This window comes from Thauera sp. DNT-1 (genome assembly GCF_055393985.1).
In genome coordinates, this window is record NZ_AP043752.1 from 15906 (window position 1) to 32361 (window position 16456).

General features: G+C 69.1%; 13 protein-coding genes. 8 read left to right on the plus strand and 5 right to left on the minus strand.

Going from position 1 to position 16456, the window contains the following annotated elements; translation table 11 throughout:
* Nucleotides 1–37 precede the first annotated feature (37 nt).
* The 5 genes from ACZ5PP_RS00085 to ACZ5PP_RS00105 all read left to right on the plus strand — a co-directional run bounded on the left by ACZ5PP_RS00085 (nt 38) and on the right by ACZ5PP_RS00105 (nt 7326).
* Nucleotides 38–1732 carry an NYN domain-containing protein gene (locus ACZ5PP_RS00085; protein WP_464826551.1) on the plus strand — a complete coding sequence of 565 codons (1695 nt, stop codon included), beginning with the start codon at nt 38–40 and terminating at the stop codon, nt 1730–1732.
* Nucleotides 1729–2457 carry a glycerophosphodiester phosphodiesterase gene (gene ugpQ, locus ACZ5PP_RS00090; protein ID WP_464826552.1) on the plus strand — a complete coding sequence of 243 codons (729 nt, stop codon included), beginning with the start codon at nt 1729–1731 and terminating at the stop codon, nt 2455–2457. The genes ACZ5PP_RS00085 and ugpQ overlap by 4 nt, the downstream gene beginning before the upstream one ends.
* A gap of 80 nt (nt 2458–2537) precedes the next feature.
* A complete protein-coding gene (locus ACZ5PP_RS00095) occupies nt 2538–3773 on the plus strand; it encodes a ChaN family lipoprotein (protein ID WP_464826553.1) in 1236 nt (411 codons plus the stop codon).
* 1 nt (nt 3774) lies between these two features.
* Nucleotides 3775–5880: a M1 family metallopeptidase gene (locus tag ACZ5PP_RS00100; RefSeq protein WP_464826554.1), complete on the plus strand. Its 2106-nt coding sequence runs from the start codon at nt 3775–3777 to the stop codon at nt 5878–5880.
* A gap of 243 nt (nt 5881–6123) precedes the next feature.
* Nucleotides 6124–7326: a lytic murein transglycosylase gene (locus tag ACZ5PP_RS00105; RefSeq protein WP_464826555.1), complete on the plus strand. Its 1203-nt coding sequence runs from the start codon at nt 6124–6126 to the stop codon at nt 7324–7326.
* Nucleotides 7327–7472: 146 nt separating this feature from the next.
* Here ACZ5PP_RS00105 and ACZ5PP_RS00110 read toward each other — a convergent pair whose 3' ends face one another.
* Nucleotides 7473–8243 carry a GntR family transcriptional regulator gene (locus tag ACZ5PP_RS00110; protein WP_273424391.1) on the minus strand — a complete coding sequence of 257 codons (771 nt, stop codon included), beginning with the start codon at nt 8241–8243 and terminating at the stop codon, nt 7473–7475.
* Nucleotides 8244–8748: 505 nt separating this feature from the next.
* Here ACZ5PP_RS00110 and ACZ5PP_RS00115 point away from each other — a divergent pair.
* From ACZ5PP_RS00115 to ACZ5PP_RS00125, 3 genes are read left to right on the plus strand one after another with little or no spacing between them, the layout of a single operon-like run.
* Nucleotides 8749–10374: an NERD domain-containing protein gene (locus tag ACZ5PP_RS00115; RefSeq protein ID WP_464826557.1), complete on the plus strand. Its 1626-nt coding sequence runs from the start codon at nt 8749–8751 to the stop codon at nt 10372–10374.
* Between the two features lie 53 nt (nt 10375–10427).
* Nucleotides 10428–10814 carry an HIT family protein gene (locus tag ACZ5PP_RS00120; protein ID WP_464826558.1) on the plus strand — a complete coding sequence of 129 codons (387 nt, stop codon included), beginning with the start codon at nt 10428–10430 and terminating at the stop codon, nt 10812–10814.
* A complete protein-coding gene (locus tag ACZ5PP_RS00125; RefSeq protein ID WP_464826559.1) occupies nt 10814–11767 on the plus strand; it encodes an HNH endonuclease in 954 nt (317 codons plus the stop codon). Before ACZ5PP_RS00120 ends, ACZ5PP_RS00125 begins: the two co-directional genes overlap by 1 nt.
* 89 nt (nt 11768–11856) lie before the next feature.
* Here the strand turns inward: ACZ5PP_RS00125 and ACZ5PP_RS00130 are convergent, their stop codons facing one another.
* The 4 genes from ACZ5PP_RS00130 to ACZ5PP_RS00145 all read right to left on the minus strand — a co-directional run bounded on the left by ACZ5PP_RS00130 (nt 11857) and on the right by ACZ5PP_RS00145 (nt 16385).
* On the minus strand, nt 11857–12984 hold the full coding sequence (locus tag ACZ5PP_RS00130; RefSeq protein ID WP_273424400.1) for a protein NO VEIN domain-containing protein: 1128 nt from the start codon (nt 12982–12984) through the stop codon (nt 11857–11859).
* Nucleotides 12985–13125: 141 nt separating this feature from the next.
* Nucleotides 13126–14274: a methionine adenosyltransferase gene (metK, locus tag ACZ5PP_RS00135; RefSeq protein WP_464826560.1), complete on the minus strand. Its 1149-nt coding sequence runs from the start codon at nt 14272–14274 to the stop codon at nt 13126–13128.
* A gap of 96 nt (nt 14275–14370) precedes the next feature.
* Nucleotides 14371–14841 (minus strand): hypothetical protein, encoded by a 471-nt coding sequence (locus ACZ5PP_RS00140; protein WP_464826561.1) that lies wholly within the window; start codon nt 14839–14841, stop codon nt 14371–14373.
* Nucleotides 14842–15062: 221 nt separating this feature from the next.
* Nucleotides 15063–16385: an IS1182 family transposase gene (locus tag ACZ5PP_RS00145; protein ID WP_004301215.1), complete on the minus strand. Its 1323-nt coding sequence runs from the start codon at nt 16383–16385 to the stop codon at nt 15063–15065.
* Nucleotides 16386–16456: the final 71 nt, after the last annotated feature.

The window sequence follows — 16456 nt, forward strand, 5'->3', positions numbered from 1 at the left end:
GCTTAACATCGGCGGCTCATCAGAAACGGAGATTTCCATGGCTTCCTCCCCCGACAGCATCAGCATGGCGCTGTTCTGCGACTTCGAGAACGTGGCGCTGGGCGTGCGGGACGCGAAGTACGAGAAGTTCGACATCAAGCGGGTGCTCGAGCGCCTGCTGCTCAAGGGCAGCATCGTGGTCAAGAAGGCCTATTGCGACTGGGACCGCTACAAGAGCTTCAAGGCGGCGATGCACGAGGCCAACTTCGAGCTCATCGAGATCCCCCACGTGCGCCAGTCCGGCAAGAATTCGGCCGACATCCGGCTCGTGGTCGACGCGCTCGACCTGTGCTACACCAAGTCGCATGTCGACACCTTCGTGATCATCAGCGGCGACTCGGACTTCTCGCCGCTGGTGTCCAAGCTGCGCGAGAACGCCAAGCAGGTGATTGGCGTCGGGGTCAAGCAGTCCACCTCCGACCTGCTGATCGCCAACTGCGACGAGTTCATCTTCTACGACGACCTCGTGCGCGACAGCCAGCGCGCCGCAGCCAAGCGCGAGGCGCGCGACAACCCGCCCGCCAGCCGCAAGCAGCCCGAGGAGGACAAGGCCCGCCGCGAGGAGCTCGAGTCGCGCCGCAGCAAGGCGATCGACATTGCCGTCGAGACCTTCGACGCGCTGCTCGCCGAACGCGGCGAGAGCGGCAAGATCTGGTCCTCGATGCTCAAGGAGGCGATCAAGCGCCGCAAGCCCGATTTCAACGAGAGCTACTTCGGCTTCCGCGCCTTCGGCAACCTGCTCGAGGAAGCGCAGGCGCGCGGCCTGCTGGAACTCGGCCGCGACGAGAAGTCGGGCATCTTCGTCACCCGCCCCGGCCCGGGGCTGGCCGCACCCCGCATGCGCGAGGAGTTCACCATGGCGGGCGAGTCCCTGGTGGTGGAGCGTGCCGCCCCGCGCACCGAGCCGACCGTGGGCGTCGCCGAGGCGGAGCCCGGCGCGGAGCACGCCAGCTCGCCTGCCGGCGCGGGCGGGGAGACTTCCGCCAACGCTTCGGAGCCGCGGCGCGGTCGCGGTCGCGGTCGCGGCCGCGTGGCACGAGCGCTGGAGGAGCCCGCGGCTGAAGGGGCGGCGGTCGAGGCGCATGTCGCCGCCACGGTGGAGGAGGGCGAGACCGCCATCGAAAGCGCGCCGGCAGCGCCTGTCTTGCCGGCGGAGACGGTGGCGCAGGCGACCTCCGAGGGCGCCGGGCACGCCGAGGACGCCGCGGTGGCGGTCGAGCCTCGCGCAGCCGAGGCCGAGCCCGAGTCCGCGCAGCCGAAGCGCTCGTCTGCGACGCGCAGGCGGCGTGGCGGCAAGGCCGAGGCGCCCGTCCTGCCGGCCGCCGCTGCGGCCACCGTCGCCGGCGCGGACCATCCGCCTGCTCCTGCCGCGGCGAACGAAGCCCACGACGCCGTGGCCGGCGCGGCGCAGGAGGAGAAGCCGAAGGGCAAAGGCAAGGGGAAGGACAAGCAGAAGCCGAAGGAGAAACCCTCCGAGGCCGCAAAGCCGTCTTCGCGGCGTGGTCGCGGTGGGCGCGCTGCGGGTGCCAAGGCCGCTGCGGAAGGGGCGGGCGGGACGGCGACCGCGGCGGGCCCGTCGGCGAGCGCCGCGCCCCTGCCGAGCGCCGCGCCCGCCGCGAGCACGCCCGCGGCGGAGAACCCCGCCCCGCGTCCGCGCCGCGCGCGCAAGCCGAAGGCCGCGTCGGCCGAATGAGCGTGCCCTGGCCGTATCCGTTCTGGATCGCCCATCGCGGCGCCGGCAAGCTGGCGCCGGAGAACACGCTCGCCGCGTTCGCGCTCGGCCATGCGCACGGCTACCGCATGTTCGAGTGCGATGCCCGCCTGAGCGCGGACGGCGAGGTCTTCCTGCTCCACGACGACCGCCTCGAGCGCACCACCGACGGCCGTGGCGAGGCGGTGGAGCAGCCCTGGGGCGCACTCGCGCGCCTCGACGCGGGCGCCTGGCACGGTCCCCGCCACGCCGGCGAGCGCCTGCCCACGCTCGCGCAGGTGCTGGCCTTCTGCGGCGAGCGCGGCTGCCTGCTGAACATCGAGATCAAGCCCGCACCCGGCGACGAGATCCGCACCGGACGCCGGGTGGCCGAGGTCCTGGCCGCGGCGTCCGTCGTCCCGCCGCCGCTGCTGAGCTCCTTTTCTCCCACCGCGCTCGCCGCTGCGGCCGCCGTGGCGCCGGCCACGCCGCGCGGGCTGTTGCTCGAGACCTTCCGTGCCGGCTGGCTCGACGAAGCGCGTGCGCTCGGCTGCGTCGCGGTGATCGCGGAGTGCGCGGCGTGGACGCCGGAGACCGCGGCGCAGGCCGCCGCGGCCGGCCTGCGCCGCCTGGCCTACACCGTGAACGACGCCGCCGAGGCGGAACGCCTGCGCGCGCTCGGCCTCGACGGGCTGATCACCGACCGCGTCGACCACTTCGTCCCCTGAGCGGCCCGGCCCGGCGCGGGAGCGGAACTCGCGTGCGCGCGCGGGCTCTACTTCACGTTTCGTCTCCCGAGCCCACGATCATGTCCTCTTCCTCCTGGATGCGCGCGTGCGCGCTCACGAGCGGTCTCCTGTGCACGCTGCCGACGCTGGCGAACCCGGCGCAGGGCCAGGCTCCGTCCGCCGCGCCCGCCTGCCTCGCGCCCGCGAGCTGGGCGCGCACCGACGGGGTGACGCCGCAGGTGGTGGACGCGGGCGGGCTGCTGACCGCGATGGCCGGGCGCGCGGTCGTGCTGCTCGGCGAGCAGCACGACGACATGGACCACCACCGCTGGCAGCTGCAGACCCTCTCCACGCTGCATGCGCTGCGCCCGCGGATGGTGATCGGTTTCGAGATGTTCCCGCGCCGGGCGCAGCCGGTGCTCGACCGCTGGGTGGCGGGCGAGCTGACCGAGGCGGAGTTCCTGCAGCAGTCGGAATGGGGCAAGGTGTGGAGCATGCCGGCGGAGCTCTACCTGCCGCTCTTCCACTTCGCGCGCATGAACCGTATCCCGATGCTCGCGCTCAACATCGACGCGGAGCTCACCCGGCGGATCGCCGACAAGGGCTGGGACGGCGTGCCCGAGGGCGAGCGCGAGGGCGTCGGTCGGCCGGCCGCGGCGGTGTCGGCTTACGAGGACTTCCTCTTCGAGATCCACAGCCAGCACGCCCAGATGCGCCAGCACGGCAAGGACCAGGGCAAGCCGGCGCGCGGCGATGCGGCTTTCCGCAACTTCGTGGATTCCCAGCTCGCCTGGGACCGTGCGATGGCCGAAGCCTTGCTCGCCGGCCGCGCGCGCCACGCCGCCGCGGACGGCAGCCTGCCGTTCGCAGTGGGCATCATGGGGAGCGGGCATGTGCGCCACGGCCACGGCGTGGCCCATCAGCTCGCCGCGCTCGGCGAGCCGAGCATCGGCCAGCTGATGCCGGTCGAGGCGGCGACGCCTTGCGTGGAACTCCCCGCCGGCCTCGCCGACGCGGTGTTCGCCGTACCGGCGCTGCGCCAGCCGCCGCCTCCGCCGCCGCGGCTCGGGGTGGGGCTCGACGACACCGACGGCGGCATCCGCATCGCCGAGCTCACGCCGGGCAGCCTCGCCGAGCGCAGCGGCCTGCGCCGCGGCGACCTGATCACCGAGGCGGCGGGTGCGCCGGTGCGGCGCTCCGCGCAGCTGATCGGCCTGATCCGCCGCCAGCCGGCGGGCACCTGGTTGCCGCTGCAGGTGATGCGCGAGGGCAAGGCGGTCGAGGTGGTGGTGCGCTTCCCGCGCGAGGCGCGCTGAGATGCTGCGCGGGCTGTTCGGGTGGCTGCTGCTTGCCGGCTGGCTGGGCGGGCTTCCTTCCGCCCTGGCCGCGGCCGGGCCGGCCAGGCTGCATCTGGCGGTCGAGCTCGATCCGGCGCGCGGCGAGCTTCAGGTCGAGGCCGTGTTGCGTGCGCCCGAAGCCGGCTACCGCTTCGTGCTGCACGAATCCCTGCAGCCGCAGGCCGCGAGCGCCGACGGGCATGCGCTGCCGCTGCGTGCCGCGGGCAGCCGCGGTACGTTGCGCGCCTGGCGGGTGGATGCGCCGGCCGGCGCCGAGCTGCGCCTGCGCTACGGCGGCAAGCTGCCCGCGCTCGAGCAGGCACGCGACCACCGCGAGGTGCTGCAGGCCATGCCGCCGATGGCCTCGCCAGCGGGCAGCTTCCTCGCCAGTGGCAGCGGCTGGTATCCGCGTCCGGCCGACCTCTTCGCCTACGAGGTGGACCTCGTGGTCCGTGGCGGCCAGCCGGCGCTGGTCGCCGGACGACTGGCGCACGAGCAGCGCCCTGCCGCGGCGGGCGAGCCCTACCGCGCGCGCTTCGTCTTCGAACATCCGGCAGACGGCATCGACCTGATGGCCGGGCCCTGGGTGGTGCGCGAACGCCTCGCCACCCAGGCCGACGGCCGGCCGCTGCGCCTGCGCACCTACTTTCCCGCCGCGCTCGACGGCGAGGCCGGGCTGGCCGAGGCCTACCTCGCCGACAGCCAGCGCTACATCGAGCGCTACTCGGCACAGATCGGCGCCTACCCCTTCACCGAGTTCTCGGTGGTGGCGAGCCCGCTGCCGACCGGCTTCGGCATGCCCACGCTGACCTACATCGGCGAGCAGGTGCTGCGCCTGCCCTTCATCCGCGCGAGCTCGCTCGGCCACGAGGTGCTGCACAACTGGTGGGGCAACGGCGTGCTGGTCGACTACGCGCGTGGCAACTGGTCGGAGGGGCTGACCACCTTCATGGCCGACTACGCCTACAAAGCCGAGGCGTCGGCCGCCGCAGCGCGCGAGATGCGCCTGGGCTGGCTGCGCGACTTCGCCGCGCTGCCGGCGGACTCGCACGCACCGCTCGCCGATTTCCGCTCGCGCACCCACGGCGCCGCGGCCGCGGTGGGCTACGGCAAGGCGGCGATGGTCTTCGTGATGCTGCAGGACGAAATCGGCGAGGACGCGTTCGCGCGCGGCATCCGCCTTTTCTGGGAACGCCAGCGCTTCCGTATCGCCGCTTGGGACGAACTGCGCGCCGCCTTCGAGGAGGCGGCCGGGCGCCCGTTGCAGGGCTTCTTCCGCCAGTGGCTGGAGCTGCCCGGCGGGCCGGCGCCGCGCATCGAACGGGCACGCTTGGTGGAGCCGGCCGGGCAGGGCGCGCGCGTGCGCGTGAGCCTGGCGCAACCGGGACCGGTGCACGCCTTGCGGCTGCCACTGCAGCTCGTGGCGGGGGATCGGGTAGAGACCCGGGTCGTCGAGTTCGCCGCGGGCCGCACCGATGTGGAGCTCACCGCCGGCTTCGTGCCCGAGGGCGTGGCCCTCGACCCGGAGCTGCGTCTGTGGCGCCTGCCCGAGGCGGCGCAACTGCCGCCCATCCTGCGCCAGTGGATCGTCGCCGCCGCGCCGCGGCTGGTGCTTGCCGACGCACAGGCGGAGGCGGGCGGGGCGGGGAGTGGCGCAGGAAGTGGCGCAAGCGGTGGCACGCCGAGAGGGGCGGACAGTGCATTCGCCGAGGCGGCGCAGGCGCTCGCCGCCCGCCTGTTCGAGCGCACGCCGACGCTGGCAGGTCTCCCAGCCTTGGGCGCAGAGGGCGGGCCGGTGCTGCTGGTGGGCAGCGAGCCCGCGGTGGCCGCGGTGCTCGTCGGTGCCGGCCTGGCGGCACAGCCCCGGGGCATGCCCGCAGGCGGCAGCGCCAGGGTGTGGACCGTGCAGCGTGAGCGCGGCCCGGCGCTCGCCGTGATCGCCGCCGCCGACCCCGCCGCGCTGCGCGCGCTGCAGCGCGCGTTGCCGCACTACGGCAGCCAGAGCTGGCTGGTCTTCGACGGCACGCGGGCAAGCGCCCGCGGCGTATGGGACGCGCCTGGCAATGTGGTGAAGGTGGAGCCTTGAGCAGCCCTCGCGAAGCTCGCAGTCCCGCTTCCACGCCCGAGGAGCGGCGTAGGAGCGACGCAAGTCGCGATCAGTGCGCCCGTGGTTCGCGCAGGCGCAGTTCGACCGCAGCAATCGCGACTTGCGTCGCTCCTACGGGAGGGGGCACGACGCTGCGGGCGCCTGCAGCCGCCGCGCGGCGATCCGCCTCCTCGCGGTGCTAGACTGCGGCGCCCATCCGCAATCGCATAACAGGCCTTGTCCATGTCTTCCCGTCCTCTCCTGCTCGCCGCCGCGCTCGCGGCGCTCTCGCTGCCCCTGTCTGCCGCTGCCGACGAGGCCGCGTTCGCGTCCTGCCTCGCCAAGCTGCGCGGCGAGGCCGCGGCCAAGGGGGTGCGTGGCGAGACCTTCGACACCCACACGGCGGCGCTCGCGCCCGACATGGCGGTGATCGGCTTCCTCGACGCGCAGCCCGAGTTCGTCACCCCGATCTGGGACTACCTCGCCGCGCTGGTGGACGAGGAGCGCGTCGCCGACGGGCGCGCGATGCTGGCGCAGTGGAAGGAGGTGCTCGCCGAGGTCGAGCGCCGCTACGGCGTGGATGCCGAGACCGTGGTCGCGGTGTGGGGCGTGGAGAGCAACTACGGGCGCAACTTCGGCAGCCGGCCGCTGCTGACTTCGCTGTCCACGCTGTCCTGCTTCGGGCGCCGGCAGGCCTTCTTCCGCGGCGAATTCTTCACCACGCTGAAGATCCTGCAGGAGGGCCACGTCGCCCCCGAGCGCCTCACCGGCTCCTGGGCGGGCGCCTTCGGCCACACCCAGTTCATGCCCTCGACCTTCATGCGCCTGGCGGTGGACTTCGACGGCGACGGTCGCCGCGACCTCATCGACAGCGTACCCGACGCGCTCGCCTCGACCGCCAACTTCCTCGCGCGCGCCGGCTGGCGCAGTGACCTGCGCTGGGGCTTCGAGGTCCGCCTGCCGCGCGGCATGGACACCGCCGACGCCGGCCGACGCAACAAGCAGCCGATGGCCGAATGGGCCGCGCGCGGCGTGCGGCGGGCCGACGGCAGCGCCTTGCCCGCGGCCGGCGCGCCGGCCGGGCTGATGCTGCCGGCGGGGCGCGAAGGCCCGGCCTTCCTGGTCACGCGCAACTTCGACGCGCTGTATTCCTATAACGCCGCAGAGAGCTACGGCCTTGCCATCGCGCATCTGTCGGACCGCCTGCGCGGCGGCGCGCCCTTCGCCACAGCCTGGCCGACCGACGACCCCGGCCTGTCGCGTGCCGAGCGCCGCGAGCTGCAGCGGCTGCTGATCGCGCGCGGTCACGACATCGGCGAGCCCGACGGCATGATCGGCGCGCGCACCCGCGAGGCGCTGCAGCGCGAGCAGGCCGCGCTCGGCCTGCCGGCCGACGGCCGCGCCGGTCAGCGCGCGCTGCAGGCGCTGCGGGCGGCGGCGCGCTGACGGCCGCTCCTGCTTCCGGGGGCTCCAGGGGGTGAGCGCGGTCGCTCGCGTGGTGCGCGCGCGACCGCATGCAGAGGCGACTTCAGCGGCGGCCTCGCTCCCTGCCCCCGCGGGGGATCTCGTGGCGCGAGCGGCCGCGGTACCGCTCAGACCGGTTCGCGCCGGCGCTGCGCGCGCTCGATCCGCTCGATCTCGTCGCGGTTGTCGTTCAATACTTCCTGCACGTAGTCCATGTGTTCGGACGCCAGGCGGCGGGCGTCGTCGGCGCGACCCTCCACGATGGCGCGATACAGCGCTTCGTGCTGGGCCAGCAGACGGTCGCGGACCGCGCTGCCGAGCGGCAGCATGCCGCCGATGTTGGTCACCACGTTGTGTTCGAGCAGCTCGAACAGGCTGCGGATGGTGTGCAGCAGCACCGCGTTGTGGCTGGCCTCGGCGATCGCGAGGTGGAAGAGGGCGTCGGCGCGGCCTTCCTCGACGCGGCTGACGCGGCCCTGCTGCAGGTAGCAATCCTGCACGCGCTCGAAGGCCGCCTTCAGGCGCTCGCGGTCGGGGGCGGTGGCGCGCTGCGCCGCGTAGTAGGCGCAGGCGCCCTCCAGGGTGTGGCGGAACTCGATGAGGTCGCGCTGGGCCTCGGGATTGCGCCCGAGCAGCTCGATCATCGGGTCGCGGAAGGAGGCGCCGAGCGTGTTGTTCACGAAGGTGCCGCCGCCATGCCGGCTCACCAGCAGCCCGCGCGCCACCAGCTTCTGGATGGCCTCGCGCACGGACGGACGCGACACGCCGAACTCCTCGGCGAGCGCGCGCTCCGCGGGCAGGCGCTCGCCCGGGCGCAGGCTGCCCTCCAAGACCAGGGTCTCGATGCGCTCGACGATGCCGTCGGACAGGCGGCGGGGCTGGAGCGGGGCGGGTTTCATCGAGCGGACTTCCTTGGCGGTCGTTGTGTGGCGCGGGATGGGAATCTAGTCCGGCAGGGGCGCGGGGGCAAGGGGGGGCGGGTTGAGCGGACGCCCCATGCCCGGCGCGCCTTGGACCGACTCATGGAGAGTTCGCTGCGAGCTTTTTCTGTGTCCGTTGTCAGGGGGGCGCGGCAGGAGCCCCGCATCGTCCGCAGAGACGGTCGCTGGCGCGCAGCCCGTGGTCGGGCCAGTCCGCACAAGATCTGCATGTTGCTCGCGGTGTTCGATCTGGCTCGTGGTGTCTTGGTCATCCAGCATTAATCGCTGAGCGGGTGACTTTCAGGCTGTCCTTGGACACGATGCCGAGGGTGTTGCACACCCGTCTTCAGGGGCGCGTCCGTTACAAGTATTGGGCGTTACATGCCTGCTGCGCAGGCAGGAGTCGGGGTCTTGACCGACGCGGCCCCGACACACCCTGTGCCACAATCCGATCCGTCCTCCCCCACGACATTCGATTATCCCGATGGCGCAACTCTTCCCAACGATCGACGCCCTTCGCCACGACGGCGGCCTGTATCGCGAGCTCGATGTCCTCGAACGCCTGCAGCAGTCGCTGCCCGACGGATACGAGGTCTTCCACAGCGTCGCCTGGCAGACCGCGCATCACGGTGAGGGTCGGCACGGCGAGATCGACCTCGTCGTCCTGGCGCCGAGCGGCAACATCCTCCTGGTCGAGGTCAAGGCCGGCGAGCTCGCGCTGATCGAGGGCAATCTCGTCAAGCTCTACGGGCAACGCGAACACGATGTTGCGCGCCAGACCCGGGTCCAGCATGCGGCCATGGTCAATCGCCTTGCCGAGGCCGGCCTGCATGCGCACGTCACAAGCTGCGTCGTCCTGCCGGATCATCAGGTGGAAGACGCCCGCATCGTCTCGATGCCGCGCGAGCGCATCATGGACGCGAACGACTACGCGCACCTGGGCACCCGTGTGCGCGAGTTGCTCGAACACGGCAGTAGTCGCAGCGACGTGGAATCGCTCCGCCGCTTCCTGGGCAACGTCTTCAAGGTCTCGGTCGACCTGCAGGTGCTCGGTGACCAGGTGCGGCAGACGAGTCGCCGCCTCGCCGATGGCCTGGCGACCTGGGTGCCGCGCATCACCTCGCCGTCCGGCGTCTTACGTATTCAGGCGACGGCAGGCTCCGGCAAGACGCAGCTTGCGCTGCGCCTGCTCGACGACGCCGCCGCCGCAGGGCAGCGCGCGCTTTACGTCTGCTTCAACCGCACGCTGGCAGACCACATCGGCCGCATCGCGCCGGCGCGTGCGCGGGTGTCGAGCTTTCATGAGCTCTGCGTGGAGCACTGGCGGCGCACGCAGGGTGAGCCGGACTTCACCGCCGAGGGCATCTTCCAGGCGGTCGTCGAGCGCTACGGCAGCGACGCGCAGGACTTCGAGGCGCTGTACGACCTCGTGATCATCGACGAAGGACAGGACTTCGACCCCGCCTGGGTCGCGAGCCTGCTACCGCAGTTGAAGGAAGACGGGCGGCTCTATCTGCTTGAGGACGAGGCGCAGCGTCTCTACGAGCGCGAGGGTTTCGACCTCGACGGCGCAGTTAGCGTGCGCTGTAACGACAACTTCCGTTCGCCGCGCGCTATTGTCGATGTGATCAATGCCCTGGGCCTGGCGGAAGGCACGGTAGAGGCGCGCAGCGCCTACGTGGGCGAGCTCCCGATCTTCCGCGCGTACGACGATGATCGCGGTCTGCGTCGCCAGACGCTAGCGGCGGTGGAGTCCTTGCGCGAGCGCGGGATTCCCCTCGCCGAAATCGTCGTCCTGAGCGCGCGAGGACATGGTCGTTCGCACCTGCTGAAGGAGGCGAAGATGGGCACGTTGGGGCTGCGGAAGTTTCTGGGGCGGTACACGGCCGACGGGGAACCGGTGTGGTCCGAGGGCGAGCTCCTGATCGAGTCCGTGCATCGTTTCAAAGGGCAGAGCGCCATGGGGGTCGTGCTGACGGAGGTGGATTTCGAGCAGTTCGACGAGGCGGTGCGCAGGCGTCTGTTTGTGGGGATGACGCGGGCGCAGTTGGGGCTGGAGGTGGTGGTGTCACGAGCGGCTGAGGCGGCGCTGGGTGGGGCGCTGGTATGAGTACGCGATACCTCCTGCCCTCTGCTTGTACCCGATGGAAGTAAGATTCACCCATGAGCGAAGTGCGCTGCCCCTTCTGCGCGCTGCCTGCGGAGCGCATCCTGATCTTGGCGGACGAGGCGCTGGTGATCCGCGACGCCTTTCCTGTGTCGCCGGGACACACATTGGTCATCCCGCGTCGTCACATTGGATCCTTCTTCGAGTTGAGCGACGCAGAGCGCACCTGCATGGTTGAACTGCTCGCGCAGGCGAAGGCAGAGCTGGATCTCAGTTTCCAGCCCGACGGCTTCAATATCGGCATCAATGACGGTGCCGCTGCCGGGCAGACCGTCCCGCACCTCCATCTGCACCTGATCCCGCGCTATCTGGGTGACGTCCCGGACCCGCGTGGTGGCGTGCGCTGGGTCATGCCCGGCAAGGCGAAATACTGGGTCGAGTGATGAGTCTTGCTACCTACGCCGATCAGTTCCGCCGGCTCAAGGTCAATGTGGCGCATGGCCGTGCCAGCCCGCACAAGATCTGCATGCTGCTCGCCGTGCTTGATCTGGCGCGCGGCGGGGCGCTCACCGAGAACCGCATCGAATACGCACCGCCGCTGCTCGAACGCTACGCGATGTACTTCAACGCGGTCCGGGGTCCGGGCGACCATCCAAATCCTTACTTTCCCTTCTTCCACCTCGCGGGGAGCTTGCGCGGTGGTGGCGACAGTTTCTGGCACCTGCAACCCAGGCCTGGGCGCGAGTCCGTGTTCGAGAGCATGAGCACCGCGAGAACGGCAAGGCAGATGACGGAAAACATCGATCATGCCCGGCTCGACACCGAGCTGTTCGAGCTGCTGCAGGATGAGCGCGCGGTCGATGCGTTGAGCGCGGTGCTCGCCGAGACCTGGTTCGACCGTGGCCTGCGGGACCTTGACGCGGTGGTGGGGCGGACGCGGCAAATCAATCACTACGAGCGCGCGCTCCGAACTTCGAACAGTCCAGCGCTGATCGCTGCCGAGGCGGCGCCGAGCTATGTCCGCGACCCCGCGTTCCGGCGCGTGGTGACCGAAATCTATGACTTCCGCTGCGCGGCAACTGGCCTACGGCTGGTGTTGCCCGATGGAGCGGCAATGGTGGAGGCGGCACACATCCATCCGTTCAGCGAAGCTGCTGATGATGACCCACGTAATGGCTTGGCACTTACGCCAGACATGCACTGGGCGCTCGATCGTCACCTGATTGCGCCGGACACCGACTTTCGCTGGCGGGTGAGTTCCTCGCTGGATCGCCGCATACCCGACTACCGAGTGCTGACCGAACTGGAGGGCAAACCGCTGTTTTTGCCACGCGATGCGCGGATGTATCCGAAGCGGGAGGCGATTGAGTGGCGGCTGGCGGTGCTGCTTAGGTAATCGCGACTCAAAGCCTGGCGGTCGCCGCTCTTGAAAAACGCTGGCGCGAGTTCGATGAAGGCCATCGTGTGACCGCGCTTTGGTTGGCTTCACGCATGCAGTGCCTTCAATCTCGCGCGGTAGTCGATCGCCTCAAGGTGAACCGATGCGCTGAGCATGCCGCGCAGAATGAAAAGGCGTGGTGATCGTGCAAAGTCGAAGACACGATACAGGCAGAAAGCATCTTCAGCCTCTTCGGAGAATTCCAGCTCATTCTGGCTGACGATGAACGGTGTGAGAGCGCCGCCATTCGTCGTCTTGACTTCGATGAAGCGAGCGACCTCATTTGGCTCAAATGAAAGGATGTCGTAGCCGGCTCCGTCACCGCAGCGGTCTGAAATCCAATCGATACCAGAGATCAGGTCGGGGCGACTCTCGTCGATCAGACGGGTCTTCTCGAAATCCATGACCCATGTCTCTCCGCTGCGACCCAGCCGTCGGTTGTGCTCGTCCCGAGCCGCAAAATCCAGCTTCCTCGGCAGGCGTTTGCGACGCTGGCCCTGTGGGGCCGCGTCCGGTACCGGAGGCGCGATCAACACGCCACGGTAGTTGCGCTCGCCGGGGGTGGTGCGGTCTTCCAGCGCATCAATGATCTTGAGAAGCTCTGCCCTTGAGCGCTGAACCTCATCAATGACGACCTTTTGTAGCAACTCCTGCACGTTGGACCGTGGTTTGTACCCATGGATATATGGAAGTCCGAGCTGGTCGAGTATCGCTGAGATGTTCTGGTGCTTCATCTCGATCGATGCCTTGCTTCGTGATTGCAGACGTGTCTGCAGTGCAGCGTTGTGCTCCGACTTGTTGTAGGGCAGGTCGTTGGCTTCATATCGGAGCATCTCGAAGTAGTCTGCCACGATGGCTCTGACCTCTTCGAGCGTCCAGTCCTGTCCGATCCGGACGACTTGAAAGCCGAGCCCGGTCAGCAAGGTGTCAACGGTGGCCTCCCCGCCACTGAAATCCGAAGCTCGAAGGGGGCCAGCTTCGGGGAACGCATACCCGTAAGCGGCGCCAACGATCGCCTTCGAGTCGTACATGCGCCCGGTAGCTTGGTCGCGGACCATAAATTCGCGAGACTTCCGAAAGCCGTATTTCTCCAAAAAGTAGGTTCGACCGACCCGGTCAAACTCGCCCATCGCCTCACGGATCGAGGCCGCATCACGAATATCCTTGATGCCCATAGTAGATTTGCCCGCTTTGGGTTGGCGAAGACCGTAGCCTAAGCCGGATGCCAGCATTGGCGAAAGTGCTTTTGGGCTAGGTCGACGAGTTGAGAATGATGTGAATGGGACTGGGCACGTGGTCGTTGCGCTTCTTTTCGTTCATGCCACCTTCTCCCACGGAAGTTCAACGTCAGTGCGCCCGAAGTGCCCGTAACTCGCCGTCTGCGCATAGATCGGCCGCTCGAGCCCCAGCGACTCGATGATTCCCCTCGGCGTGAGCCGGAAGCGCTCGCGCACCAGGTCCTCCAACTCCTCATCCGGCTGGCTGCCCGTGCCGTAGGTATCGACCATCACCGACACCGGTTCGACCACGCCGATCGCATAGGCGAGCTGGACCAGGCAGCGCCGCGCCAAGCCGCCCGCCACGAGGCTCTTGGCGATGTGGCGCGCCATGTAGGCCGCCGAGCGGTCGACCTTGCTCGGATCCTTGCCCGAGAAGGCGCCGCCGCCGTGCTGGCAGGCGCCGCCGTAGGTGTCGACGATGATCTTGCGGCCGGTGAGTCCGGTGTCGCCCTTGGGGCCGCCGACGGTGAAGCGGCCGGTGGGGTTGATCAGGGCCTCGAAGTCCGGGCTGCGCAGCTCAGCCGGCACGATCGGGTCGATGATGTGGCGCAGCACTTCGGCGCGCAGTGTGTCGGTTTCGATGGACTCGGCATGCTGGGTGGAGAGCACCACCTTCTCGACCGAGACCGGGCGACCGCCCTTGTAGCGCACAGTGACCTGGCTCTTGGCGTCGGGCCGCAGCCAGGGCAAGGCGCCCGACTTGCGCAGCTCTGCCTGCCGACGCACCAGCCGGTGCGCGAAGCTGATCGCCAGCGGCATCAGCTCGGGTGTCTCATCGCAGGCGTAGCCGAACATCAGCCCCTGATCACCAGCGCCGAGCTCGCCGTCAGCCCGGTCCACGCCCTGGCCGATCTCGCGCGACTGGTGGTTGAAGGCGATGCGGATCTCGCAGCGGCGTGGGTCGATGCCGGTGGCGGCGTCGGTGTAGCCGATGTCGGCGAGCGTCCTGCGCACGATGCTCTCGGCCGCTGCCTCGATGTCGCGGAAGACCGCTTCGTCGTGTGTTTTGAACTCGCCGGCCACGACCACGTACTGATCGGCGAGCAGGGTCTCGCAGGCAACGCGCGCGCTTGGATCGCGGGCGAGAAAGGCGTCGAGGATGCGGTCGGAGATCTGGTCGGCGACCTTGTCGGGGTGGCCTTCGGAGACGGATTCGGAGGTGAAGAGGTAAGTGTGGTTCGTCATTGCCTAAAGGTCTCGATGGAAGCGGGCCGGCGCCGTGATGAGGATGCGCCTGCCCGCTGGGGTTCCGAGGATCAACTGATTGTCCGATCGTTGCTGTCAGTCGGCGCCGGATGCGTCGTCTGTCATGGGCCAGTCCGGGGAGATGGTCATCGGCTCATCGGGGAAGATGAACTCCGATCCGTCGTCTCGGATCTCCCTCAGTCGCTGATGCAGGAAGCCGGGATCTTCGACGGGTTTTGCATACAGCACCTTGGCGGTGGGGCCCACCTCGGCCTTGACCCGGCGGGCCAGCTCGACCCCATCCCGGTGGAAGGCCTCCCAGTCCATTTCGTGCTTGCCGGACCAGGGGTCTGCCCTGCAAAAGCGCCCGTACCATTCGTGCAAATCCTGGAAGAGGGCATCGGAGATCGGGTGCGGGCCACTCCATCCCCCCGAGTCCGCGCCCAAGGTGTAGCGCGAATCCACCCCTTCGACCCGACGCCAGGCGAACGCGTCACCGTAGTCGGGAGAAATAATGTAGCTGGCGGTGATACCGTCATCCGGCCCGTTCTTGTCGTCGTTGTGCATGTCTGCTCCTATTTAGCGGCTTTGCCGATGTGGCGGGGGCCGCAAGCTGGATCAAATCCCCCCTAGGAGTCTGCGCGGCAGAACTCCAGAGCGTGTTTTCTAGCAGAATGATTGGCGAACCGCGAGGTGCGGCACGAGACTGAGGCCGTGGTCAAGTTGCTTTGCGACGGCGCGGCGCGCATGCCGGACGGCAACGGGGACAGGTTTGCCCCCTTTCCCCGTCATGCCGTCCTCAATGTGCTCATCCTGCGCAGGTTCAGCGCCATACAGACGAGCTTCCACTCCGCTTTGACGCGCTCCAGGCCCCGCAGGCTGAACTGCCGGAATCCCAACACGTTCTTGATCCAGCCGTTGGGCGGTTCGGCGATCCATTTCCGTTTTCGGTAGGCGCTCTTGCCCGCCTCGCTCTCGAGCTTGTCGGCCATCTGCGCGGTGTGCGGATTGCGTTCGCGATCGAAGCCGAGTCGGCGCTTACCTTCCCGGCCCAGCGCCACCACCAGTTCGGTCCCGCACCCGTCGAGTTCCCGGAACGTTTGCTCCGAGCGGTAGCCGGTGTCGGCCAGCGCCTGGCGCGGTCGGTGTTCGACGTTGTCGCGCACGGCCTGCAGTACCCCCGCCAGTTGCCCGGCGTCGCTGGCGTTGTTGGTCAGCTCGGCCGCCACGATGATGTGGGCGGTCTCGTCGACCGCCGTCTGGGCGTTGTAGCTCGGATCGAAACCGCCGCCGGCGCGCTTCATGATGCGGCTGTCCGGATCGGTGAAGTTCTCCTGCGCCTTGTCCTCGGGCACTCCAAAGTCGCGCTTGTAGCGCCCGCCCTTCGGTTTGCCGTCACCGCCGCGCGGGCGACGCTCGTCATCGTCGCTGCGCCCGCGCGCCTGATCGGCCTCGCGCTGGCGCTGCTCGAGCCGCGCCCGGGCTTCAGCAATCGCCGTCAGCCGCGCCTCGCGCCGCGCGATCTCGGCCGGCACATCCCACTCGGGCTCGTTCCGCTCGGCGTCGTCGGCGGCCTTGGCCCGATTGAGCAGCGCCTCGATCTGCCGTTTCAACTCGGCCTCCGCCTTCACCATATGGCCGTAACTCATCGCCTTGTGGCGGCTGGCGTTTGCCTTGACCTTGGTGCCGTCGATGGCCACCGTCCCGAGCTTGACCAGCCCCATCTCGCGGGCCAGTCGCACCACCTGCACGAACAACTCGCTCAGCTCCTTCAAATGGACCGCGCGAAAGTCGCTCAGCGTGCGGTGGGCCGGGAAGTTGTCTGCCGCCAGGACCCGGAACGCCACATCCTCGTGCAGCTTGCGCGCGATCTTGCGCGAACTGAACACGCCCGTGGCGTACGCATACAGCAGCACCTTGACCATCATGGCCGGATGAAACGGCTGGTTGCGCGGTCCGCCACCGGCATACCGGGCGTGGAACGCGCTCAGATCCAACCCGTCGACCGCGTCGCTGATGAAGTACGCCAAGTGGCCTTCGGGTAGCCACTCCTGCAGCGCCTGGGGCAGCAGCATCTGCTGCTGCGGGCAATAGGGCAGATAGCTCGTCATCTCGACAGTCTACCGGCCCCGAAACGCCCGCGAGGACTTAACTCACCGACGCTTGGCTTCTGCCGCGCAGA

Excerpts from the sequence above, each read along its gene's own strand:
- ACZ5PP_RS00140 (WP_464826561.1), bottom strand. The coding sequence starts at position 14,841 with ATGCACAACGACGACAAGAACGGGCCGGATGACGGTATCACCGCCAGC.
- metK (WP_464826560.1), bottom strand. The coding sequence starts at position 14,274 with ATGACGAACCACACTTACCTCTTCACCTCCGAATCCGTCTCCGAAGGC.
- ACZ5PP_RS00125 (WP_464826559.1), top strand. The coding sequence starts at position 10,814 with ATGAGTCTTGCTACCTACGCCGATCAGTTCCGCCGGCTCAAGGTCAAT.
- ACZ5PP_RS00145 (WP_004301215.1), bottom strand. The coding sequence starts at position 16,385 with ATGACGAGCTATCTGCCCTATTGCCCGCAGCAGCAGATGCTGCTGCCC.
- ACZ5PP_RS00105 (WP_464826555.1), top strand. The coding sequence starts at position 6,124 with ATGTCTTCCCGTCCTCTCCTGCTCGCCGCCGCGCTCGCGGCGCTCTCG.
- ACZ5PP_RS00095 (WP_464826553.1), top strand. The coding sequence starts at position 2,538 with ATGTCCTCTTCCTCCTGGATGCGCGCGTGCGCGCTCACGAGCGGTCTC.
- ACZ5PP_RS00085 (WP_464826551.1), top strand. The coding sequence starts at position 38 with ATGGCTTCCTCCCCCGACAGCATCAGCATGGCGCTGTTCTGCGACTTC.
- ACZ5PP_RS00130 (WP_273424400.1), bottom strand. The coding sequence starts at position 12,984 with ATGGGCATCAAGGATATTCGTGATGCGGCCTCGATCCGTGAGGCGATG.
- ACZ5PP_RS00115 (WP_464826557.1), top strand. The coding sequence starts at position 8,749 with ATGGCGCAACTCTTCCCAACGATCGACGCCCTTCGCCACGACGGCGGC.
- ACZ5PP_RS00120 (WP_464826558.1), top strand. The coding sequence starts at position 10,428 with ATGAGCGAAGTGCGCTGCCCCTTCTGCGCGCTGCCTGCGGAGCGCATC.
- ACZ5PP_RS00110 (WP_273424391.1), bottom strand. The coding sequence starts at position 8,243 with ATGAAACCCGCCCCGCTCCAGCCCCGCCGCCTGTCCGACGGCATCGTC.
- ACZ5PP_RS00100 (WP_464826554.1), top strand. The coding sequence starts at position 3,775 with ATGCTGCGCGGGCTGTTCGGGTGGCTGCTGCTTGCCGGCTGGCTGGGC.
- ugpQ (WP_464826552.1), top strand. The coding sequence starts at position 1,729 with ATGAGCGTGCCCTGGCCGTATCCGTTCTGGATCGCCCATCGCGGCGCC.